The sequence below is a fragment of the Mesorhizobium sp. M1050 genome (assembly GCF_040318715.1).
Classification (GTDB): Bacteria; Pseudomonadota; Alphaproteobacteria; order Rhizobiales; family Rhizobiaceae; genus Mesorhizobium.
In genome coordinates this window covers 62,775-80,103 of sequence record NZ_JAMYMV010000017.1, presented here as the reverse complement: position 1 = coordinate 80,103, position 17,329 = coordinate 62,775, and the positions used below count along the sequence as shown (strand labels likewise).

Annotated in this window: 19 protein-coding genes; 9 read left to right on the top strand and 10 right to left on the bottom strand. The window is 62.8% G+C overall.

Annotation, left to right across the window (positions count from 1 at the left end):
* Window positions 1-18: 18 nt before the first annotated feature.
* From hutG to hutI, 3 genes are read right to left on the bottom strand one after another with little or no spacing between them, the layout of a single operon-like run.
* Window positions 19-837 carry an N-formylglutamate deformylase gene (hutG, locus tag NKH57_RS12690; RefSeq protein ID WP_352944561.1) on the bottom strand — a complete coding sequence of 273 codons (819 nt, stop codon included), beginning with the start codon at window positions 835-837 and terminating at the stop codon, window positions 19-21.
* Window positions 837-2,378, bottom strand: a complete 1,542-nt coding sequence (gene hutH / locus NKH57_RS12685) for a histidine ammonia-lyase (protein ID WP_352733518.1) — start codon at window positions 2,376-2,378, stop codon at window positions 837-839. The genes hutG and hutH overlap by 1 nt, the downstream gene beginning before the upstream one ends.
* Complete coding sequence (hutI, locus tag NKH57_RS12680) at window positions 2,375-3,610, bottom strand: imidazolonepropionase (protein ID WP_352944559.1); 1,236 nt, start codon at window positions 3,608-3,610, stop codon at window positions 2,375-2,377. The genes hutH and hutI overlap by 4 nt, the downstream gene beginning before the upstream one ends.
* 98 nt (window positions 3,611-3,708) lie before the next feature.
* Here hutI and NKH57_RS12675 point away from each other — a divergent pair, with 98 nt between their 5' ends.
* Both NKH57_RS12675 and hutC read left to right on the top strand, forming a co-directional pair.
* Complete coding sequence (locus tag NKH57_RS12675; RefSeq protein ID WP_352944557.1) at window positions 3,709-5,061, top strand: formimidoylglutamate deiminase; 1,353 nt, start codon at window positions 3,709-3,711, stop codon at window positions 5,059-5,061.
* On the top strand, window positions 5,058-5,798 hold the full coding sequence (gene hutC, locus NKH57_RS12670; RefSeq protein WP_352733527.1) for a histidine utilization transcriptional repressor HutC: 741 nt from the start codon (window positions 5,058-5,060) through the stop codon (window positions 5,796-5,798). Before NKH57_RS12675 ends, hutC begins: the two co-directional genes overlap by 4 nt.
* A 49-nt stretch (window positions 5,799-5,847) precedes the next feature.
* Here hutC and NKH57_RS12665 read toward each other — a convergent pair whose 3' ends face one another.
* Complete coding sequence (locus NKH57_RS12665) at window positions 5,848-6,192, bottom strand: RidA family protein (RefSeq protein ID WP_352733530.1); 345 nt, start codon at window positions 6,190-6,192, stop codon at window positions 5,848-5,850.
* Window positions 6,193-6,419: 227 nt separating this feature from the next.
* Between NKH57_RS12665 and aztA the strand changes: the two genes are divergently transcribed.
* The 4 genes from aztA to NKH57_RS12645 all read left to right on the top strand — a co-directional run bounded on the left by aztA (window position 6,420) and on the right by NKH57_RS12645 (window position 9,564).
* The gene (gene aztA, locus NKH57_RS12660) at window positions 6,420-7,232 is read left to right on the top strand and encodes a zinc ABC transporter ATP-binding protein AztA (RefSeq protein ID WP_352944554.1); all 813 of its coding nucleotides are present in this window, start codon (window positions 6,420-6,422) and stop codon (window positions 7,230-7,232) included.
* Complete coding sequence (gene aztB, locus NKH57_RS12655; RefSeq protein ID WP_352944552.1) at window positions 7,232-8,107, top strand: zinc ABC transporter permease AztB; 876 nt, start codon at window positions 7,232-7,234, stop codon at window positions 8,105-8,107. Before aztA ends, aztB begins: the two co-directional genes overlap by 1 nt.
* A gap of 26 nt (window positions 8,108-8,133) precedes the next feature.
* Entirely contained in the window at window positions 8,134-9,075 is a 942-nt protein-coding gene (aztC, locus tag NKH57_RS12650; protein WP_352944550.1) for a zinc ABC transporter substrate-binding protein AztC, read from the top strand.
* Window positions 9,076-9,225: 150 nt separating this feature from the next.
* Entirely contained in the window at window positions 9,226-9,564 is a 339-nt protein-coding gene (locus NKH57_RS12645; protein ID WP_352944548.1) for a protein tyrosine phosphatase family protein, read from the top strand.
* 248 nt (window positions 9,565-9,812) lie between these two features.
* On the opposite strand, the gene NKH57_RS12640 is transcribed toward NKH57_RS12645, so the two are convergent.
* Complete coding sequence (locus NKH57_RS12640; protein ID WP_352827522.1) at window positions 9,813-10,280, bottom strand: Lrp/AsnC family transcriptional regulator; 468 nt, start codon at window positions 10,278-10,280, stop codon at window positions 9,813-9,815.
* Between the two features lie 137 nt (window positions 10,281-10,417).
* Between NKH57_RS12640 and hppD the strand changes: the two genes are divergently transcribed.
* Both hppD and NKH57_RS12630 read left to right on the top strand, forming a co-directional pair.
* The gene (gene hppD, locus NKH57_RS12635; protein WP_352944546.1) at window positions 10,418-11,533 is read left to right on the top strand and encodes a 4-hydroxyphenylpyruvate dioxygenase; all 1,116 of its coding nucleotides are present in this window, start codon (window positions 10,418-10,420) and stop codon (window positions 11,531-11,533) included.
* 64 nt (window positions 11,534-11,597) lie between these two features.
* Window positions 11,598-11,783: a type II toxin-antitoxin system Phd/YefM family antitoxin gene (locus NKH57_RS12630; RefSeq protein WP_352598846.1), complete on the top strand. Its 186-nt coding sequence runs from the start codon at window positions 11,598-11,600 to the stop codon at window positions 11,781-11,783.
* Window positions 11,784-11,952: 169 nt separating this feature from the next.
* On the opposite strand, the gene NKH57_RS12625 is transcribed toward NKH57_RS12630, so the two are convergent.
* The 4 genes from NKH57_RS12625 to hmgA are packed head-to-tail and all read right to left on the bottom strand — an operon-like array spanning window position 11,953 to window position 15,468.
* Window positions 11,953-12,198, bottom strand: a complete 246-nt coding sequence (locus NKH57_RS12625; RefSeq protein WP_352944544.1) for a hypothetical protein — start codon at window positions 12,196-12,198, stop codon at window positions 11,953-11,955.
* Window positions 12,199-12,245: 47 nt separating this feature from the next.
* A complete protein-coding gene (locus tag NKH57_RS12620) occupies window positions 12,246-13,259 on the bottom strand; it encodes a fumarylacetoacetate hydrolase family protein (protein ID WP_352944542.1) in 1,014 nt (337 codons plus the stop codon).
* Complete coding sequence (locus NKH57_RS12615; protein ID WP_352827636.1) at window positions 13,256-14,143, bottom strand: MBL fold metallo-hydrolase; 888 nt, start codon at window positions 14,141-14,143, stop codon at window positions 13,256-13,258. The genes NKH57_RS12620 and NKH57_RS12615 overlap by 4 nt, the downstream gene beginning before the upstream one ends.
* A gap of 11 nt (window positions 14,144-14,154) precedes the next feature.
* On the bottom strand, window positions 14,155-15,468 hold the full coding sequence (gene hmgA, locus NKH57_RS12610) for a homogentisate 1,2-dioxygenase (RefSeq protein WP_352944540.1): 1,314 nt from the start codon (window positions 15,466-15,468) through the stop codon (window positions 14,155-14,157).
* A gap of 88 nt (window positions 15,469-15,556) precedes the next feature.
* On the opposite strand from hmgA, the gene NKH57_RS12605 reads away from it, so the two are divergent.
* Window positions 15,557-16,051 carry a MarR family winged helix-turn-helix transcriptional regulator gene (locus NKH57_RS12605; protein ID WP_352944577.1) on the top strand — a complete coding sequence of 165 codons (495 nt, stop codon included), beginning with the start codon at window positions 15,557-15,559 and terminating at the stop codon, window positions 16,049-16,051.
* A gap of 94 nt (window positions 16,052-16,145) precedes the next feature.
* Here NKH57_RS12605 and NKH57_RS12600 read toward each other — a convergent pair whose 3' ends face one another.
* A complete protein-coding gene (locus NKH57_RS12600; protein ID WP_352944538.1) occupies window positions 16,146-17,279 on the bottom strand; it encodes a substrate-binding protein in 1,134 nt (377 codons plus the stop codon).
* Between the last annotated feature and the right edge of the window lie 50 nt (window positions 17,280-17,329).

Below are 17,329 nucleotides of genomic sequence, written 5' to 3'. Positions count from 1 at the left end.
TCCAAAAAGGATCGAATTTCAGACGCGCGCCCAGGATGTCGCGGCCTCGAGGATTTTCCGCAGCGTGGCGCGGATCGGTGCTGCGAACTCGGCATCGTAAGGCACCGGCCAATTGTCCGGCATACCCTTGCCGTCGGGCTCGCGCATATAGCCGCGATTGGAGAGCTCCATCTGCAGCGCATGCACGCCCTGGTGCGGCTGGCCGAAATGGCGTGTGATCCAGCCGCCCTTGAAGCGGCCATTGACGACATAAGCTTCGCCGGTTTCGGCCATGATCTGGCCGATCATCGCCTGCAAGGCCGGATCGGCGCTCGTGCCGTCATTGGTGCCGAGATTGAACACCGGCAGCATCCCTTCGAACAGGCGCGGCAGCACCGAGCGGATCGAGTGGCAGTCATAGACGACGATCTTTTCGTGCAGGCCTCGCAGCCGGTCGATCTCGGCCTGCAGGGCGGCATGGTAGGGCGCGAAGAATTTTTCACGGCGCTCGTCGATCTCCGACGGCCCCGGTTCTTCGCCGGCCCTATACAGCGGATCGCCGTCGAAAGTCTCGGTCGGGCACAGGCCAGTCGTCGCCTGACCGGGATAGAGCGAGGCGCCGGACGGATCACGGTTGACGTCGATGACGGTGCGCGAGATAGCCGTGTGCACGACGGTCGCCCCAAGGTCGGTGGCGAAATCGTAAAGCTTGTCGATCCACCAGTCACAATCGCGACGGCCAAGCCAGGGCGACACCAGCCGGTTCTCGAGGCCGGCGAGGTCGATGCCGGTGTGCGGGATCGAGACCACCAACGGGGCTGTGCCGCGCGTTATCGTGAGCCAGGGCGCGCTTGCCATCATGCCGCTCCAGAAATCGACGGCAGCGCTACCGTGCCGGCTGCCCTGATGGTCGCGCCGCTGCGCACCATGGCGATGGCCTTTTCCATGTCGGGGTGGAAATGCCGGTCATTGTCGAGATGCGGCACCTCGGCCCGGACCAGCTTGCGCACGGCTTCAAGTGCCGCGCTCGACGCCAGCGGGGCATGGAAGTCGCAGCCTTGTGCCGCGGCCAACAATTCGATGCCGATGACCGCGGTGGCGTTCTCGACCATGCCGATCAGCCGGCGCGCGCCATGCGCGGCCATCGATACGTGGTCTTCCTGGTTGGCCGAGGTGGGGATGGAATCGACGCTGGCCGGATAGGCTTTCTGCTTGTTCTCGGAAACCAGGGCTGCCGCCGTCACCTGGGGGATCATGAAGCCGGAGTTCAAGCCGGGCTTCGGCGTCAGGAAGGCCGGCATGCCCGACAATGCCGGGTCGACCAGCATAGCGATGCGGCGTTCCGACAGTGAACCGATCTCGCAGACCGCAAGCGCGATCATGTCGGCGGCGAAGGCCACCGGCTCGGCGTGGAAATTGCCGCCCGAAAGCGCGGTGTCGTTCTCGGCGAAGATCAGCGGATTGTCGGTGACGCCATTGGCCTCGGTGCCCAGCATGTCGGCGGCCTGGCGCAGGACGGTGAGTGCCGCGCCCATGACCTGCGGCTGGCAGCGCAAGCAATACGGATCCTGCACCCGCTCGTCTCCAACCCGGTGCGATTCACGGATGGCGCTGCCGGCCATCAAATTGCGCAGCGCGTCCGCCGTCTCGATCTGGCCGCGATGTTGTCTCAGCGCATGGATGCGTGGGTCGAAGGGGGCGTCCGAGCCTTTTGCCGCATCGGTCGATAGCGCACCGGCGACCAGTGCAGACTGATAGAGCACTTCGGCCTCGAACAGGGCAGCCAGCGCATAGGCGGTCGAGAACTGCGTGCCATTCAGCAACGCCAGACCTTCCTTGGCGCCCAAGGTCACGGGCTCCAGCCCGTGCGAGACGAAGGCCACCTTGGCCGGGAAACGGCCGTGCGGGGTAAAGCATTCGCCGACGCCGATCATCACCGCCGTCATGTGCGACAGCGGGGCAAGGTCGCCGGAGGCGCCGACAGACCCTTGCGCCGGCACCACCGGGATGACGTCGTTCGCCAGCATGCCTTCGAGCAATTCGATGGTCTGCGGCCGCACGCCGGACGCACCTTGCGCCAGGCTGGCGAGCTTCAGCGCCATCATCAGCCGGCAAATGGCTGATGGCATCGGCTCGCCGACACCGGCGGCATGCGACAGCACGATGTTGCGCTGCAAGGTCTCGAGATCCTCCGCGGGGATGCGGACGCTGGCCAGCTTGCCGAAGCCGGTGTTGATGCCATAGACCGGCTCGCCCTTGGCAACGATCCTGGCGACGGCTTCGGCGCTCGCCTTGATTTTCGGCCGGCAGGCATGGTCCAGCTTGGGCACGGCGCCGCGGTAGATGGCGCGCCAGTCGGCCAGCGTCGCGTTGCCGGGCTTTAGGGTTAGTTCGGTCATTGTCCTCTCCAGATGCGGGCATGCAGCGGATTGAAGCCCATGCGGTAGACGAGTTCGGCGGGGCGCTCGATGTTCCAGATCGCCAGATCGGCGGATTTTCCGGCTTCGAGCGTGCCGGTTTCACCCAGCTTACCAAGCGCACGGGCGGCCTCGCGGGTGACGCCGGCAAGGCATTCGTCGACCGTCAGGCCAAACAGGGTCGCCGCCATATTCATGGCCAGAAGCAGCGAGGTCAGCGGCGAGGTGCCGGGATTGTTGTCGGTGGCGACAGCCATCTTGACGCCTTGCTGGCGAAACAGGCCGATCGGCGGCTTCTTGGTTTCGCGAATGAAGTAGTAGGCGCCGGGCAGGATCGTCGCCACGGTTCCCGCCCTGGCCATCGCCGCTGCACCCGCCTCATCGGTGTATTCGAGATGATCTGCCGACAGTGCGCCATAGCGGGCGGCGAGTTCGGCGCCGTGCAGGTTGGACAGTTGGTCGGCATGGAGCTTGACCGGCAGGCCGGCGGCCTTGGCCGCATCGAAGACGCGCGCCATCTGGTCCGGTGAAAAGGCAATGCCCTCGCAAAAGCCGTCGACGGCATCGGCCAGCCCCTCGGCGGCAATCGCCGGGAGAATTTCTTTGGCGACCAGATCGATAAAGCTGTCCTTGTCACCCTCGGCTTCCGGCGGCAGGGCATGGGCGCCGAGGAAGGTTGTGCGGATCGTCACCGGACGCACGTTGCCCAACTGCCGCGCAGCACGCAGCGATTTTTTCTCATTTTCCAGATCGAGCCCATAGCCCGACTTGATCTCAACCGTGGTCACAGCCTCAGCGATCAGCGCATCGAGGCGGGGTAGCGATTGCGCGACCAACTCGCGCTCGCTGGCGGCGCGCAGCGACTTGACCGAGGAGACAATGCCGCCGCCAGCCCTGGCGACCTCTTCATAAGTGGCACCGGCCAGCCGCATCTCGAACTCGTTGGCGCGGTTGCCGGCATGAACCAGATGGGTGTGGCAGTCGATCAGGCCGGGCGTGATCCAGCGGCCCTCGCAATCGATCGTCTCGGCACCCTTGGCAAATGCCGCAGGGATCTCCGATTCGGGACCGGCATAGACTATGCGGCCGTCACGTGCAGCGATCGCGCCCCGTTCGACGATGCCTAGTCCGGCCTCGTTTTCGGCCAACGTCGCCAAGCGTGCATTGCGCCAGATGCGAACCGACCCTGCCCGGCTTTTGCTCTCTGCAACCATCATCTTTTCCGTTTCAATCGATGGCGATTATGTATATACATATTGAAACGCACCGCAAGTGCCATCATCGCACGAGAGACAGAGAACCGGAGAGAAAAGTGACTGATATCTTCGCGGAACAGGCACTCCTTCCCAATGGCTGGCACGACAATGTCCGGCTCAGCTTCGCCAAGGGACGCATCACGGGCGTCGAGCCTGGAGCCACAGCGCAGGCCGGCGACGATCGTCACGCCATCCTGCTGCCCGGCATGCCCAACCTGCACAGCCACGCCTTCCAACGCGGCATGGCCGGCCTTGCCGAGCTTCGCGGCCCCTCCGCCGACAGTTTCTGGAGCTGGCGCGAGGTGATGTACCGCTTCGCCCTGTCGATGACGCCCGATCAGGTCGAGGCTGTTGCAGCACAACTCTATGTCGAGATGTTGGAGGCCGGTTTTTCGCGCGTCGGCGAATTTCACTATCTGCATCACGACCGTGACGGAAAACCCTACACCAACCTCGCCGAAATGGCAGAGCGCATCGCGGCCGCGGCCGGTGAAACCGGTATCGGCCTAACGCTGCTGCCGGTGTTTTATGCGCACTCGTCTTTCGGCGGCACTGCTCCGAACCAAGGCCAGCGGCGATTCGTCAACGATGTGAATCGGTTCTCCCGGCTTGTTGAGAAAAGCCGCGAAACGGTTCGCACTTTGAATCAAGCCGTTGTCGGCGTTGCCCCGCACAGTTTGCGCGCGGCGACACCACAGGAATTAGCCGAGGTGGCTGCCATGGCGCCAGACGGGCCGATTCACATCCACGTCGCCGAGCAGGTGAAGGAGGTCGAGGATTGCCTTGCTTGGTCGAGCGCGCGGCCAGTCGAATTTCTGCTTGGCCATGCCGAGGTCGACCAACGCTGGTGCCTGATCCACGCCACGCATATGACCGATGCGGAAACGATCGGCATAGCCAAGAGCGGCGCGATTGCCGGTCTCTGCCCAGTCACCGAGGCCAATCTCGGCGACGGCATTTTTGCCGCGCCGCTGTTCAGAGAGCATGGCGGCCGCTTCGGAATCGGCTCCGATTCCAACGTTCTGATCGGGCTGCCCGACGAATTGCGCCAGCTCGAATATTCGCAGCGCCTTGCCCATCGCGCCCGCAACGTGCTCGCGGTCGCCGGCGGCTCGACCGGCCGCGCGCTGTTTGACGCCGCACTTGACGGCGGCAGCGTCGCGCTTGGTGCCGGCGCCTCAGCGATTGCCGCCGGCGCATCCGCCGATCTCGTCTCGCTCGACGCCGGCAGTCCCTCGCTGGCCGGCAAGACCGGCGACGCAATCCTCGACGCCTGGATCTTCGCCAATGGCAGCAAGGTCGACTGCGTTTGGGTGCATGGCCAAAAACAGGTCAGCGGCGGCCGGCATGCGAGGCGCGAGGCCATCGCCGAGCGGTTTCGCAGCGTGATGAGGGCGCTTTCGGCATGAGCATGATCGGGATAATAGGGACGGAAGGCGGCGGCTCGCTGCACCAGCGCATCCTGTCCGACATCAGCGAGCGCATCATGTCCGGCGCCTGGGCGCCTGGTCACCGCATTCCGTTCGAACACGAACTGAGCGCGCAATACAACTGCTCGCGCATGACGGTGAACAAGGCGCTGTCGCAGCTTGCCAAGGCTGGACTGATCGAACGCCGGCGTCGTTCCGGCAGTTTCGTCCGCCGCCCGCAGTCGCAGGCGGCGGTGCTGGAAATCCATGATATCCGGATCGAGGTCGAAGCGCTCGGCCTGGCCTATCGCTACGAGCGCGCGGCGCGACAAAAGAGGCTCAGCAGCGCCGAGGATCGCGCACTGCTGGAGCTGGGCGTGGCCGGGCCGGTGCTGGCGTTGGAGTGTCGGCATTTCGCCGGCGAGCGGCCATTCGCGCATGAACAGCGGGTAATCAACGTTGCCGCCGTTCCTGAAGCAGCCGACGAGGAATTTCTCGCCATCGCGCCAGGACCATGGCTGATTAGCCGCGTCCCTTGGAGCGAAGCCGAGCACCGGATACGCGCTGTCGCCGCCGACAGGCATATCGCGGCCGCGCTCGATATCGCAGCCGGCGCGCCGTGCCTGGTGGTCGAGCGTCGGACATGGAGCGCCGATCACCCGGTCACCCATGTGCGCTTCACCTATGCGGCCGAGAGCCACACGCTGGTGGCAAGGTTCACGCCGTCGCAGGGGTAGTCTTTCTTCACCCTCCCCCTTGCGGGCCACAAGGGGGAGGGTGAAAAACTCAGATCGCGGCGGTAATAATAATCTCGACCAGATATTCCGGTCCGGCGAGCTTTGCTTCGCCGGTGGCGCGGGCCGGCGTGTTGCCTTGCGGCACCCACTTGTCCCATTCCGCGTTCATCTCGGCAAAGGTGCTCATGTCGGCCAGCCAGATGATCGCCTGCAGGATCTTGGTCTTGTCGCTACCGGCCTTGGCCAGCAGTTGGTCGATTGCCGCCAGGATGTCCCTGGTCTGCGAAGCGACGTTGCCGGTCGGCTGACCGACCTGACCGGCCAGATAGACGGTGTTGCCGTGGATGACGATCTGGCTCATGCGCGGGCCAACGTCGATGCGACGAATGCTCATTGGATGGTTCCTTGCTGTGTCGGTCGTGCCTCTTTAGAGTTGCGGCCGGCCTCGGGCAAGGTCGCCCGGGCAATTCCCCTTGGACCAGCGGCGTGAGACATCCTTACACGGCGAGTTGATCCGGCAGTCGCAATTCCGCCGGATTGGCTTGTTGACTAATGTAATAACATCACATATCCAATCGGCCGCTGACAGCAGCCGGATTTCGCCGCCCCACGGATCGCAGAATGACAAACACATGCCTGACATTCCGCGACCTGACGCTTGGCTACGGCAGCCATCCCGCAATCCATCATCTTGACGGTACCATCCGCAAGGGCTCGCTGACGGCCGTCGTCGGCGCCAACGGCTCCGGCAAATCGACGCTGATGAAAGGCATTGTCGGCGTGTTGAAACCAATGGCCGGCGAGGTCGTCCGCGCGCCTGGCATTCGCGCCGCCTATCTGCCGCAGCAGTCGGAACTCGACCGCTCCTTTCCGGCACGAGTGGTGGATCTGGTCTCGCTTGGCCTGTGGCCACGGCGCGGCCTGCTCGGCCGCTACACCAGGCAAGATCGCGATGATGTTGCCAAAGCACTGATGGCGGTCGGCCTGGGCGGCTTCGAGAAGCGACCGATCGATACGCTGTCGGGCGGCCAGTTGCAGCGCACGCTGTTTGCGCGTGTGCTGTTGCAGGACGCTGAGCTCATCCTGCTCGATGAGCCGTTCAACGCGGTCGATGCCAAGACGGTTGGCGACCTCATCGCACTGATCAAACACTGGCACGGCGAGGAACGCACCATCATGGTGGTCGTCCACGATCTCGACCTGGTCCGGCAGAATTTCCCCGAGACGCTGCTTCTCGCCCGCCAGCCGATCGCCTGGGGCGAAACCAGGGAAACGCTGAAGCCGGAGAACCTTTTACGCGCCCGCCGCTTCCACGAAGCCTGGGAAGAGAATGCGCCCTGGTGCGAGCCGGACGAGCAGGCTCATGGTCATGGGCACCATCACGACCATCATGATCACGACCATCACCACGGCGTCGGGCCGAGGGCTGCCTGATGGACGCGCTTTACGGTCTTTTCATCGAGCCTTTCGCCGATTTCGGCTTCATGCAGCGGGCGCTAATCGGTTCGCTGATGCTGTCGCTCGGCGCCTGCCCCATCGGCGTCTTCCTGATGCTGCGACGGATGAGCCTGTCTGGCGACGCCATGGCGCATGCCATCCTGCCGGGTGCGGCCGCCGGCTTCCTGTTTTATGGGCTGGAGATCCTGCCGATGACCATAGGCGGCCTGATCGCCGGCGTCATCGTCGCGCTCGGCGCCGGCGCCGTCTCGCGCTTCACCATCCAGCGCGAGGACGCCTCGATGGCGGCGTTCTATCTGATCTCGCTCGCCATCGGCGTGCTGATGGTGTCGATCCGCGGTTCCAGCGTCGATCTCATGCATGTGCTGTTCGGCACCGTACTGGCGCTCAACAATGAAGCGCTGATGCTGATCGGCGGCATCGTTGCGGTGACATTGGTCAGCCTTGCCATCTTCTGGCGGGCATTGGTCGCCGAATGCCTCGATCCGCTATTCCTGCGCTCGGTCAGCCGGCTCGGCAGCCCGGTGCATTTCATCTTTCTCGGCCTTGTCGTGCTCAACCTCGTCGGCGGCTTCCAGGCACTCGGTACCTTGCTGTCGGTGGGGCTGATGATGCTGCCGGCCGCCGCCGCCCGCTTCTGGACGGTGCGGGTCGAGCCGATGTGCGTGCTGGCGGTGCTGATCGGCTTTGCCTCCTGCGTCGCCGGGCTGCTCCTGTCCTATCACGCGTCGCTGCCATCCGGCCCGGCCATCATCCTGTCGGCAGGCGTCGTTTATTTCGGCTCGATCCTATTCGGCACGCGCGGTATCCTGCGCGCCCGCATCATCCATCACCGTCACAGAACGGCCTGATCCCCGCCCCTAAAGGAGACCTGTCTATGCTGAAATCGATCCGCGCCGCCCTGGCGATGAGCGTTATAACATTAACTGCCTTTGGTGCATCGTCGGCCTTAGCGGCACCATTGAAAGTGGTCGCCAGCTTCACCGTCATCGCCGATTTTGCCAAAAATGTCGGCGGCGACCGCGTCGATGTAACCACCATCGTCGGACCGGATGGCGACGCCCATGTCTATGAGCCGAGCCCGGCCGATGCGGTGGCCATGGCCAAGGCCGATATCGTGCTGGTCAACGGCCTGCATTTCGAAGGTTTTCTGCAAAGGCTGGTCGACGCCAGCGCCACCAAGGCCTCGATCGTCACCTTGACCAAAGGTGTGACGCCGATCGATTTCAAGCCTGAATTCGCCGATGCCGACGCAGCCGAAGGTGCCGGGACCGGTGGCGGCAAGACTGTCACCGATCCGCACGCCTTCCAATCGATCGCCAATGCCAGGATCTATGTGAAGAACATCGCCGAAGCCTTCTGCGCGGCCGACTCCGAAGGCTGCGTCAGCTACCAGACCAATGCCGCCGCCTACACCAAGAAGCTCGATGCAGTCGAAGGCGAAGTGAAAGCGGCGATCGCCTCGATCCCGGAAAACAAGCGCGTCGTCATCACCTCGCATGATGCCTTCGGCTATTTCGAACACGCATACGGCCTGACCTTCCTCGCCCCGCAAGGCATCTCGACCGATTCCGAACCGTCCGCCGCCGACGTCGCCAAGCTGGTCACCCAGGTGAAGCAGGACAGAGCGGCTGCGATCTTCGTCGAGAACATCACCAACCCGCGCTTGATCGAGCAGATCGCCAGCGAGACCGGCATCAAGGTCGGCGGCACGCTCTATTCGGATGCGCTGTCGCAACCCGACGGCCCGGCCTCGACCTATATCGACATGATGCACAACAACATCCGCCAGATCAAAGGGGCGATCCTCGGCAGCTGAGTTTGAAGGGTCATCCAACCGGGCCGCATCGGCCCGGTTGGAATTTCTGGCGCGCAATGTCTATTTGGCAGAGAATTCCTTCGGTGCGGATTGCCGCACATGTCGGGGAGTGGCAAGACTGCCGCCTGACCAGTTTGCGAGGATACTGCCATGGAATACCGCGAAATCAGTGAGGACTATTCGGTCTCGGGCCAGATACAGCCGGAAGACGTCGCCGCCATCAAGGCCGCCGGCTTCAAGAGCGTCATCTGCAACCGGCCCGACGACGAGCAGCCCGGCCAGCCTTCGGCCGACACGCTCAAGGCGGCAGCGGAAGCCGCCGGTCTCGCCTTCCGCTATATCCCCGTCATCAGCGGCCAGATCACGGCCGAGAATGTCGAGGATCAGGCCGAGGCACTGGATGAACTCGACGGCCCGGTCTTCGCCTATTGCCGTTCAGGCGCGCGCTGCACCAATCTTTATGGGCTGATCCAACAGTCGAAGGGATAAGCGGCCTGCACACAGGGGGCAATCCCGCAGGTTGGTGATCCTTCACACCCCTCTGTCCTGCCGGACATCTCCCCCCTGGGGGGTCCGCAAGGGGGGAGATCGGATGTCGCCTTTGCTTTCGCCAATTCCCAACGTTGCAGAATGGGCACTGAACCGGAAGCTGCCAATCTCCCTCCTTGCGGGGGAGATGGCCGGCAGGCCAGAGGGGGGTGCTGTCCCGCCAGCATATCAACCGAAATTCGCTCTGCCTAAATCGGCAGCGCGCCGGTTTCCTTCAGTGTCTCCAGCACGATCGCCGTTTTCACGTGCTGCACGGATTCGTGCGGCAGGAGCACACCGTTGACGAATTCCGACAGCGACTTCAAATCGGGCGTCACCACTTTCAAGATGTAGTCCATCTCGCCGGTCAGCGCGTGCGCCTCCTGCACCTCGGGCAGCCGCGCCACCAGTTCGCCGAACCGCCGCGCATTGTCGCGGTTGTGAGTGGCCAATGTCACCGAGATGACGTTGACCAAGGAAAAACCGAGCTTGTCGCGGTCGAGAACGGCGCGATAACCCTTGATAAAGCCGTCTTCCTCCAGCCGCTGGCGGCGGCGCGAGCATTGCGACGCCGACAGGTTGACGCGTTCCGAAAGATCATTGTTGGTCAGCCGAGCATCGCCCTGCAAAAGCGCCATTATCTTGCGGTCAAACTGATCAATGCGCGTCCCATCCATGGTTTTTCCCCACATGGTGCATATTTCGCGCATGAGATGATCATTTCAAGCGTTTGAATGCAAGCACCGTGCACCGGCTCCGCGTTATGATGGCGTCAGATGGCCTTTGCAGGCCAGGCCAGATCCGGAGGAATATCATGGGCCCCTTCCCGCACGATGCCCCACCCGCCAAGATCAGCAAGGACAACCCCGCCGGCACCGATGGGTTCGAGTTCGTCGAGTTCGCGCATCCGGAGCCGCAGAAGCTCGCCGAACTGTTCACCCGGATGGGCTATGTCGCGGTGGCCAAGCACCGCACGAAGGACATCACAGTCTGGCGCCAGGGCGACATCAACTATGTCGTCAATGCCGAGCCCGGCTCGCATGCGATGAAATTCGTCGACAAGCACGGCCCCTGCGCCCCCTCCATGGGATGGCGCGTGGTCGATGCCAAACACGCTTTCGACCACGCTGTTGCCAAAGGCGCGACGCCTTACGAAGGCACCGACAAGGCGCTCGATGTGCCGGCAATCGTCGGCATCGGCGGCTCGCTGCTCTATTTCATCGAGACCTACGGCGAGAAGGGTTCGGCCTACGATGCCGAGTTCGAATGGCTGGGCGAACGCGACCCGCGGCCGCAAGGCGTCGGCTTCTATTATCTCGATCACCTGACCCACAATGTCTATCGTGGCCAGATGGACAAATGGTGGGATTTCTACCGCAATCTGTTCGGATTCAAGCAGATCCATTTCTTCGACATTGACGGCAAGATCACCGGCCTAGTCAGCCGCGCGATCACCTCGCCCTGCGGCAAGATCCGCATTCCGCTCAACGAGTCCAAGGACGAGACCAGCCAGATCGCCGAATATCTGAAGAAGTACAATGGCGAAGGCATCCAGCACATTGCGGTCGGCACCGACGAGATTTATGCCGCCACCGACAGGCTGGCCGAAAACGGGCTGAAATTCATGCCCGGCCCGCCGGAAACCTACTACGACATGTCCTATGACAGGGTGAACGGCCATGACGAGCCGATCGAGCGGATGAAGAAGCACGGCATCCTGATCGACGGCGAAGGTGTCGTCGACGGCGGCACGACCAAGATCCTGCTGCAGATCTTCTCGAAAACCGTGATCGGACCGATCTTCTTCGAGTTCATCCAGCGCAAGGGCGACGAAGGCTTTGGCGAAGGCAATTTCCGCGCACTGTTCGAATCGATCGAGCAGGACCAGATCAAGCGCGGCGTGATCAAGGTGGATGGCAAAGCGGCCTGAAACCTCAAGCTCGTTTGCGGCTCGATCGGCTTTGATCTAAGTTCCGATCACAAGAGGTCGAGCCGTGAACGTCTCCATAACCGAAGCCAGAGCTAAGCTGTCGGAACTCGTAAGGCGCGCGAAGGCCGGCGAGGAGATCGTGATCACCCGACGCGGTAAGCCGGTGGCGCGTCTTCTCCCCCCTCCGGTGAAGGTGGGCCTTCTGCCAGGCATCGGCACTACCTCAGCCGTTGATGGGCCGATTATGTAAGATGAGAATTGGCAACTGGAGCCCCCAGCCTCTCGACCTCTGCCTTCCTTAGTTTGATGTCATAAACGAGCAGGAACTCGTCCAACTGTGGCGGCTTGACCAAGGTGCCGGATAGCATCGCATGCAGGTTGCCGGACATGCGAGCAGGTGATCAGGCAGGTTCATGGTGTCATCCGATCGACCGCACCAGATACAAGCCCGCCCACATAACCACAGATCCGGCAAGAACGATCAGCAAAAGCCGGCTCATCCGCCGCCGCATGACTTGCGTTTCCAGATCCCGCGCGACGTTGATGTTGGTGATGGTGTGGAACATCATCGCCTTGCGCGGAAAGCCGCTGCGGTTGGTCAGGCCGAGCGTGCGCGCCTCGACGCGGTAACTCAGCCGGATCGCCTGGGTGACGACCGCCAGCAAGGCGAGTGCCCAAACACCCGGCCAGCAGATAGTCCCCCGTCATTCCCTCACCTTTCGTATTTCTCGACCTTCTGCTCGATGGCGCCGAAGATCGAATGACCCGTCTTGTCCTTCATCTCGATGCGCACCGTGTCGCCCAAGCGCAGGAACGGCGTCTTGGGTTCGCCTGATACAATGGTCTCGATCATGCGCAGTTCTGCGATGCAGGAATAGCCGGCGCCGCCGTCCGAGACAGGCTTGCCCGGCCCGCCGTCGAGCTTGTTGGAGACGGTGCCCGAGCCGACGATGGTGCCGGCGGCGAGCGGTCTGGTCCGGGCGGCGTGAACAATCAAAGCCGGAAAATCGAAGGTCATGTCGACACCGGCATTGGCCCGGCCGAACGGCTTGCCATTGAGATCGGCCAGCAGCGGCAGGCTGACCTTGCCGCCATCCCAGGCGTCTCCCAGTTCGTCCGGCGTCACCGCGACAGGCGAAAAGGCGGAGGAAGGCTTCGACTGGAAGAAGCCAAAACCTTTCGCCAGCTCCGGTCCGGTCAGCGCGCGCAGCGTCACGTCGTTGACCAGCATGATCAGCCGGATCGCGGCGCGCGCTTCTTCGAGGCTTGCCCCCATCGGCACGTCGTCGACGACAACAGCGACTTCGCCCTCCATGTCAATGCCGAGGGCCTCGTCGACTATCCGGATCGGATCGCGTGGCGGAACGAAGGAGTCCGAACCACCCTGGTATATCAGCGGGTCTGTCCAGAAACTCGCCGGCATCTCGGCGCCGCGGGCTTTGCGAACCAGTTCGACGTGGTTCACATAGGCCGAGCCGTCAGCCCACTGATAGGCACGCGGCAGCGGCGAATGAGCATCATGCTCGTGGAAACGCTCCGACGGCATCGCATTGTTCTCAAGCGATTCAGCTATTGTCGCGAGGTGCGGTGCGATACGTCGCCAGTCGTCTAGCGCCGCCTGAAGCGTGCGCACCAGGAACGAGGCGTCGGTGAAGCGTGTCAGGTCGCGCGAGACGACGACGAGTTTTCCGTCGCGCGTCCCGTCCTTCAATGTGGCAAGCTTCATGCGGTTTCCTCTCCTTGTGCGGCTTTGGCGCCGCTTAATTCCACAACAAGGCCGTCGCGGGCGATCGTCAAGTCGCCGGCCCATGTTTTCCTGACAGCGGCGATCCAGTCGGCCTCGCCGATCTCGGCATCGTCGGCCGGAATGAGGTGATTGAGCACCAGGCTCGTCACGCCGGCATCGCGGGCGATATGCCCGGCTTCTTCGGCAAAGCTGTGGCTGGCGAGCAGATGGTCTCTCAGCCGCCCGCCATTGCCGGTCTTAGCCACAAGCCGCTCGATGCCGTCTTCCAGCATGGCTTCGTGGACCAGGACGTCGGCGTCCCGGGCAAAATCGGCGAGCGGTGGAAAAAAGGCCGTATCCGCGGAGAACACAACGCTTTTCCCGTCATGCTCGAAGCGCAGGGCAAAACAGTCGGTCACCGGAGGATGCTCGACGCGCAGCGCCGAGACCTTCAAGCCACCCTGCTCGACCACATGGCCTTCGCCGAACTCGACCATCGAAACCAGTTCGCGGATATCCGGCCGGCCCTCATCGACGATGCGTATCTCGATGTCGAACTCCATCGACTGACAAAAGCGCCGCCAGTAGTGGCCCGTGCCGGGCGGACCGAACACTTCGATGGGTGTCGCCAGCCCCGCCGTCCAGGCGGTGTGGATCAGCGGTCCCAGTTCCAACACATGGTCGGAATGCAGATGCGTGATGAAGACCAGGTCGAGCGCCTTCAGGCTGATGCCGGCATCGACCAGACCGCGCGTCACGCCGAGACCGCAATCGACGACGATGCTGCGGCCGCCGATCTGCAGCAGCGACGAACTCGGCCACGGTCCGCCTGGCCGCAATGCCGGGCCACCCTTCGAGCCCAAAAGCACCAGCCGGTCCGGCATTGTCTCAGCGCTCAAGACCAGTCGCCCTCCGGCGTGCCGTTGAAGCGCTTCTTCAGGTCGGACCAGCAGTCTATGTAATTGTCCTGCCGGGTTTCCAGTTCGGCGCCGTAGCGGGTCAGCATCTGCGGAAAGCGGGTCTCGAACATGAAGGCCATGGTGTTATCGAGCTTGACCGGTTTCAGGTCCGCGTGCGAGGCCTTTTCGAAGCCAGGCGCATCCGGTCCATGGGCCAGCATCAGATTGTGCAGGCTGATGCCGCCGGGCACAAAACCCTCTTCCTTGGCGTCGTATTGGCCGCGGATCAGCCCCATGAACTCGCTCATGATGTTGCGGTGGTACCAAGGCGGCCGGAACGTATCTTCGGCCACCAGCCAGCGCGGCGGGAAGATGACGAAGTCGATGTTGGCAGTGCCCTCCTCGCCGCTCGGCGCGGTCAGCACGGTGAAGATCGACGGGTCGGGATGGTCGAACAGCAGCGCGCCGACCGGCGAAAAGGTTGCCAGATCATATTTGTAGGGCGCGTAGTTGCCATGCCACGCGACGACATCCAGGGGCGAGTGACCGATCTCGGTGACATGGAAATTGCCGCACCATTTGACGACTAGCCGGCACGGCGTTTCCTTCTCCTCGAACCAGGCGCGAGGCGTCTTGAAATCGCGTGGATTGGCCAGGCAATTGGCGCCGATCGGACCACGATCGGGCAGCGTCAGCTTGGCGCCGTAATTCTCGCAGACATAGCCGCGCACTTTGGCATCGACCAGTTCGACCTTGAACACCAGACCGCGCGGCAGCACTGCGATCTCGCCGGGCCGCAGCTCGATGACGCCCATCTCAGTGACGAAGCGCAAGGCGCCGACTTGCGGCACGACCAGCAACTCGCCGTCGGCGTTGAAGAAATGATCGTCGACCATCGAGCGGTTGGCGACGTAGACATGCGCTGCCATGCCGGTCTGTCCCAGCACATCGCCTGATGTGGTGATGCTGCGCATGCCGGCAATGAAATCGGTGGGCTCTTTCGGCATCGGCACCGGATTCCAGCGGTACTGGCCGAGCGCCAGTTCGTGATCGCCGACATTGGGCGCGCTCTTCCACAAGGGATAGCTCGCCGGCTTGAAGCGGCCGGTGTGTTTGACGCTCGGCCGAATGCGATAGAGCCAGGAGCGCTCATTGGTGCCGCGCGGCGCGGTGAAGGGCGAGCCGGAAAGCTGCTCGGCATAGAGCCCATAGGCCGGCCGCTGCGGCGAATTCCGCCCCTGCGGCAGCGAACCCGGCAAGGTCTCGGTTTCGAAGTCGTTGCCGAACCCCGGCATGTAGGAAAAGGCCATTGCTTCCTCCCGGAATAGATCTCAATTGACCAAACTGGTTTCATTTGTAACCATCGAAAATGTAACCATCAATGGCGGCTTTGAAAAAATGGCGATCAAGAGCGAAGCGTCCGACGCGCCTGAAATTCTCAATCTGGAAAATTTCCTGCCCTACCGGCTCTACCGGCTTGCCGACGCCGTCAGCCGCGAATTTTCGCGAATATACAAGGACAGTCACGGCCTGACGCGGCCGGAATGGCGTACCCTTTCCGGGCTTGGGCAGCATGGAACGATGACCGCGACTGAACTCGGCAACCAATCGGCCATGCACAAGACCAAGGTATCGCGCGCCGTGGCTGAACTCGAACGGCGACGCTGGCTCACCCGAACCGCTGACGAGAATGACCGCCGCGTCGAACATCTGGCGCTGACCAGGGTCGGCCTTGCCGCCTATCGCGAAATGGTGCCGCTGGCGAAGGCGTTCGAGAGGGATTTGCTTGACAAACTTAGCGCAAGCGAGGGTGCGGCGATCTCGAACGGATTGGCCGCGCTGGAGGCCGCCTTGGCGTCAACCCACGGCCAGTTGCGGAATGACATCGAATAGGCGCAAGGAACAGCCCTTGTTGGCCCGGTTGGATGGCGAGGGCGGCATCTACTCGCCCTCGCCACTTGGAGCAACATTGATCGACGCCGCGGATTCAGTCGGCGCCGATGACTTGGCTTTCGCCGGCAAGCATCCGTTCGTTGGGATCGATCGGTCCAAGGTTCTTCACGATCCGGAAGCGACCGCTCTGTGCCTGCGCAATGTACATGTTCATGCGAACATGGTGCTGGCCGGGGACCATTTCGGCCGGGCCACCCGGTCCCTCGCTGATCCGGGCGTGGTCGAGCGCCCGGATAACCGCGTCGCGCTCGACCGAGCCGGCTTCGTTCACCGCCGCTTCCCACATTTTGATCGCCCGGTAGTGGCCGGTGCAGCCGCTGCCCGCGGTCAACATCGCGCTGCCGGGGAATCGGTCCTGGTAGCGCCGCAAGAGCGCCCGGCCAAACGGATCCTCGAGTTCCTGATAGTAGTCGAGGCAACTGTAGAGGCCTTCGATTTGCTCGGACGGCACGAGATTGAAGAAGTTCTCGTCGAAGTAGGTGCAGATGAACTTGCCGCCTCGCTTGCCGAAACCAGCCCTGTGCAGCTCGTCGAGAAACGGCGTCAAGCCCGGCGGAACCAGGGTGTTGAAGACCACTTCAGCGCCGCTCGCCATGATCTGCTGCACCGTCTGCCGGAAATCGACGGTATCGAGCGGAAAATACTCCTCACCGACGATCTCGCCGCCATTGGCGCGAACCACCCGGCTCGCGGCCTTGTTCAACAGATGGGGCCAGATGTAGTCGGCCGAAGGCAGATAGAACTTCTTCGCCCCGGTGCTCTTCATGAACCATGGGATCAGCGGCTCGACCTGCTGCGCGGGCACCGGGCCCGTGCAGAAGATCAGGGGATCGCTTTCCTGCCCCTCGTATTGCTCGGTGTAGATGTAGAGCGTCCTGCCGCGCGCGACCGCCTCGCTCTTGATGGCTTGGCGGGTCGAACTGTAGATGCCTCCGACGACCAGATCGACTTTGTCGACATCTATCAGTTTCGCGGTCCTTGCCTTGGCAACGCTGTCGGTGGTCTCACCGTCCTCAATGATGACTTTCACCGGCCGGCCCAGCAAGCCGCCCTTGGCGTTGATGTCATCGACGAGCATGGTCGTGAGGTTTGCGTTGGCGATGCCCATGAAGGACAACGGGCCGGTGAGTTCGGCGATAAGGCCGATCTTGATGGGTTTCTGGTCCATCTCATGTCTCCGATCTTTGGGGTTCGTGGGTGCGCCGCCGGTAGCAGGCG

Coding starts and splice junctions, on each gene's coding strand:
- hutG (WP_352944561.1), bottom strand. CDS start 837: ATGGCAAGCGCGCCCTGGCTCACGATAACGCGCGGCACAGCCCCGTTG.
- hutH (WP_352733518.1), bottom strand. CDS start 2,378: ATGACCGAACTAACCCTAAAGCCCGGCAACGCGACGCTGGCCGACTGG.
- hutI (WP_352944559.1), bottom strand. CDS start 3,610: ATGGTTGCAGAGAGCAAAAGCCGGGCAGGGTCGGTTCGCATCTGGCGC.
- hutC (WP_352733527.1), top strand. CDS start 5,058: ATGAGCATGATCGGGATAATAGGGACGGAAGGCGGCGGCTCGCTGCAC.
- NKH57_RS12665 (WP_352733530.1), bottom strand. CDS start 6,192: ATGAGCATTCGTCGCATCGACGTTGGCCCGCGCATGAGCCAGATCGTC.
- aztA (WP_352944554.1), top strand. CDS start 6,420: ATGACAAACACATGCCTGACATTCCGCGACCTGACGCTTGGCTACGGC.
- aztB (WP_352944552.1), top strand. CDS start 7,232: ATGGACGCGCTTTACGGTCTTTTCATCGAGCCTTTCGCCGATTTCGGC.
- aztC (WP_352944550.1), top strand. CDS start 8,134: ATGCTGAAATCGATCCGCGCCGCCCTGGCGATGAGCGTTATAACATTA.
- NKH57_RS12645 (WP_352944548.1), top strand. CDS start 9,226: ATGGAATACCGCGAAATCAGTGAGGACTATTCGGTCTCGGGCCAGATA.
- NKH57_RS12640 (WP_352827522.1), bottom strand. CDS start 10,280: ATGGATGGGACGCGCATTGATCAGTTTGACCGCAAGATAATGGCGCTT.
- hppD (WP_352944546.1), top strand. CDS start 10,418: ATGGGCCCCTTCCCGCACGATGCCCCACCCGCCAAGATCAGCAAGGAC.
- NKH57_RS12620 (WP_352944542.1), bottom strand. CDS start 13,259: ATGAAGCTTGCCACATTGAAGGACGGGACGCGCGACGGAAAACTCGTC.
- NKH57_RS12615 (WP_352827636.1), bottom strand. CDS start 14,143: ATGCCGGACCGGCTGGTGCTTTTGGGCTCGAAGGGTGGCCCGGCATTG.
- hmgA (WP_352944540.1), bottom strand. CDS start 15,468: ATGGCCTTTTCCTACATGCCGGGGTTCGGCAACGACTTCGAAACCGAG.
- NKH57_RS12605 (WP_352944577.1), top strand. CDS start 15,557: ATGGCGATCAAGAGCGAAGCGTCCGACGCGCCTGAAATTCTCAATCTG.
- NKH57_RS12600 (WP_352944538.1), bottom strand. CDS start 17,279: ATGGACCAGAAACCCATCAAGATCGGCCTTATCGCCGAACTCACCGGC.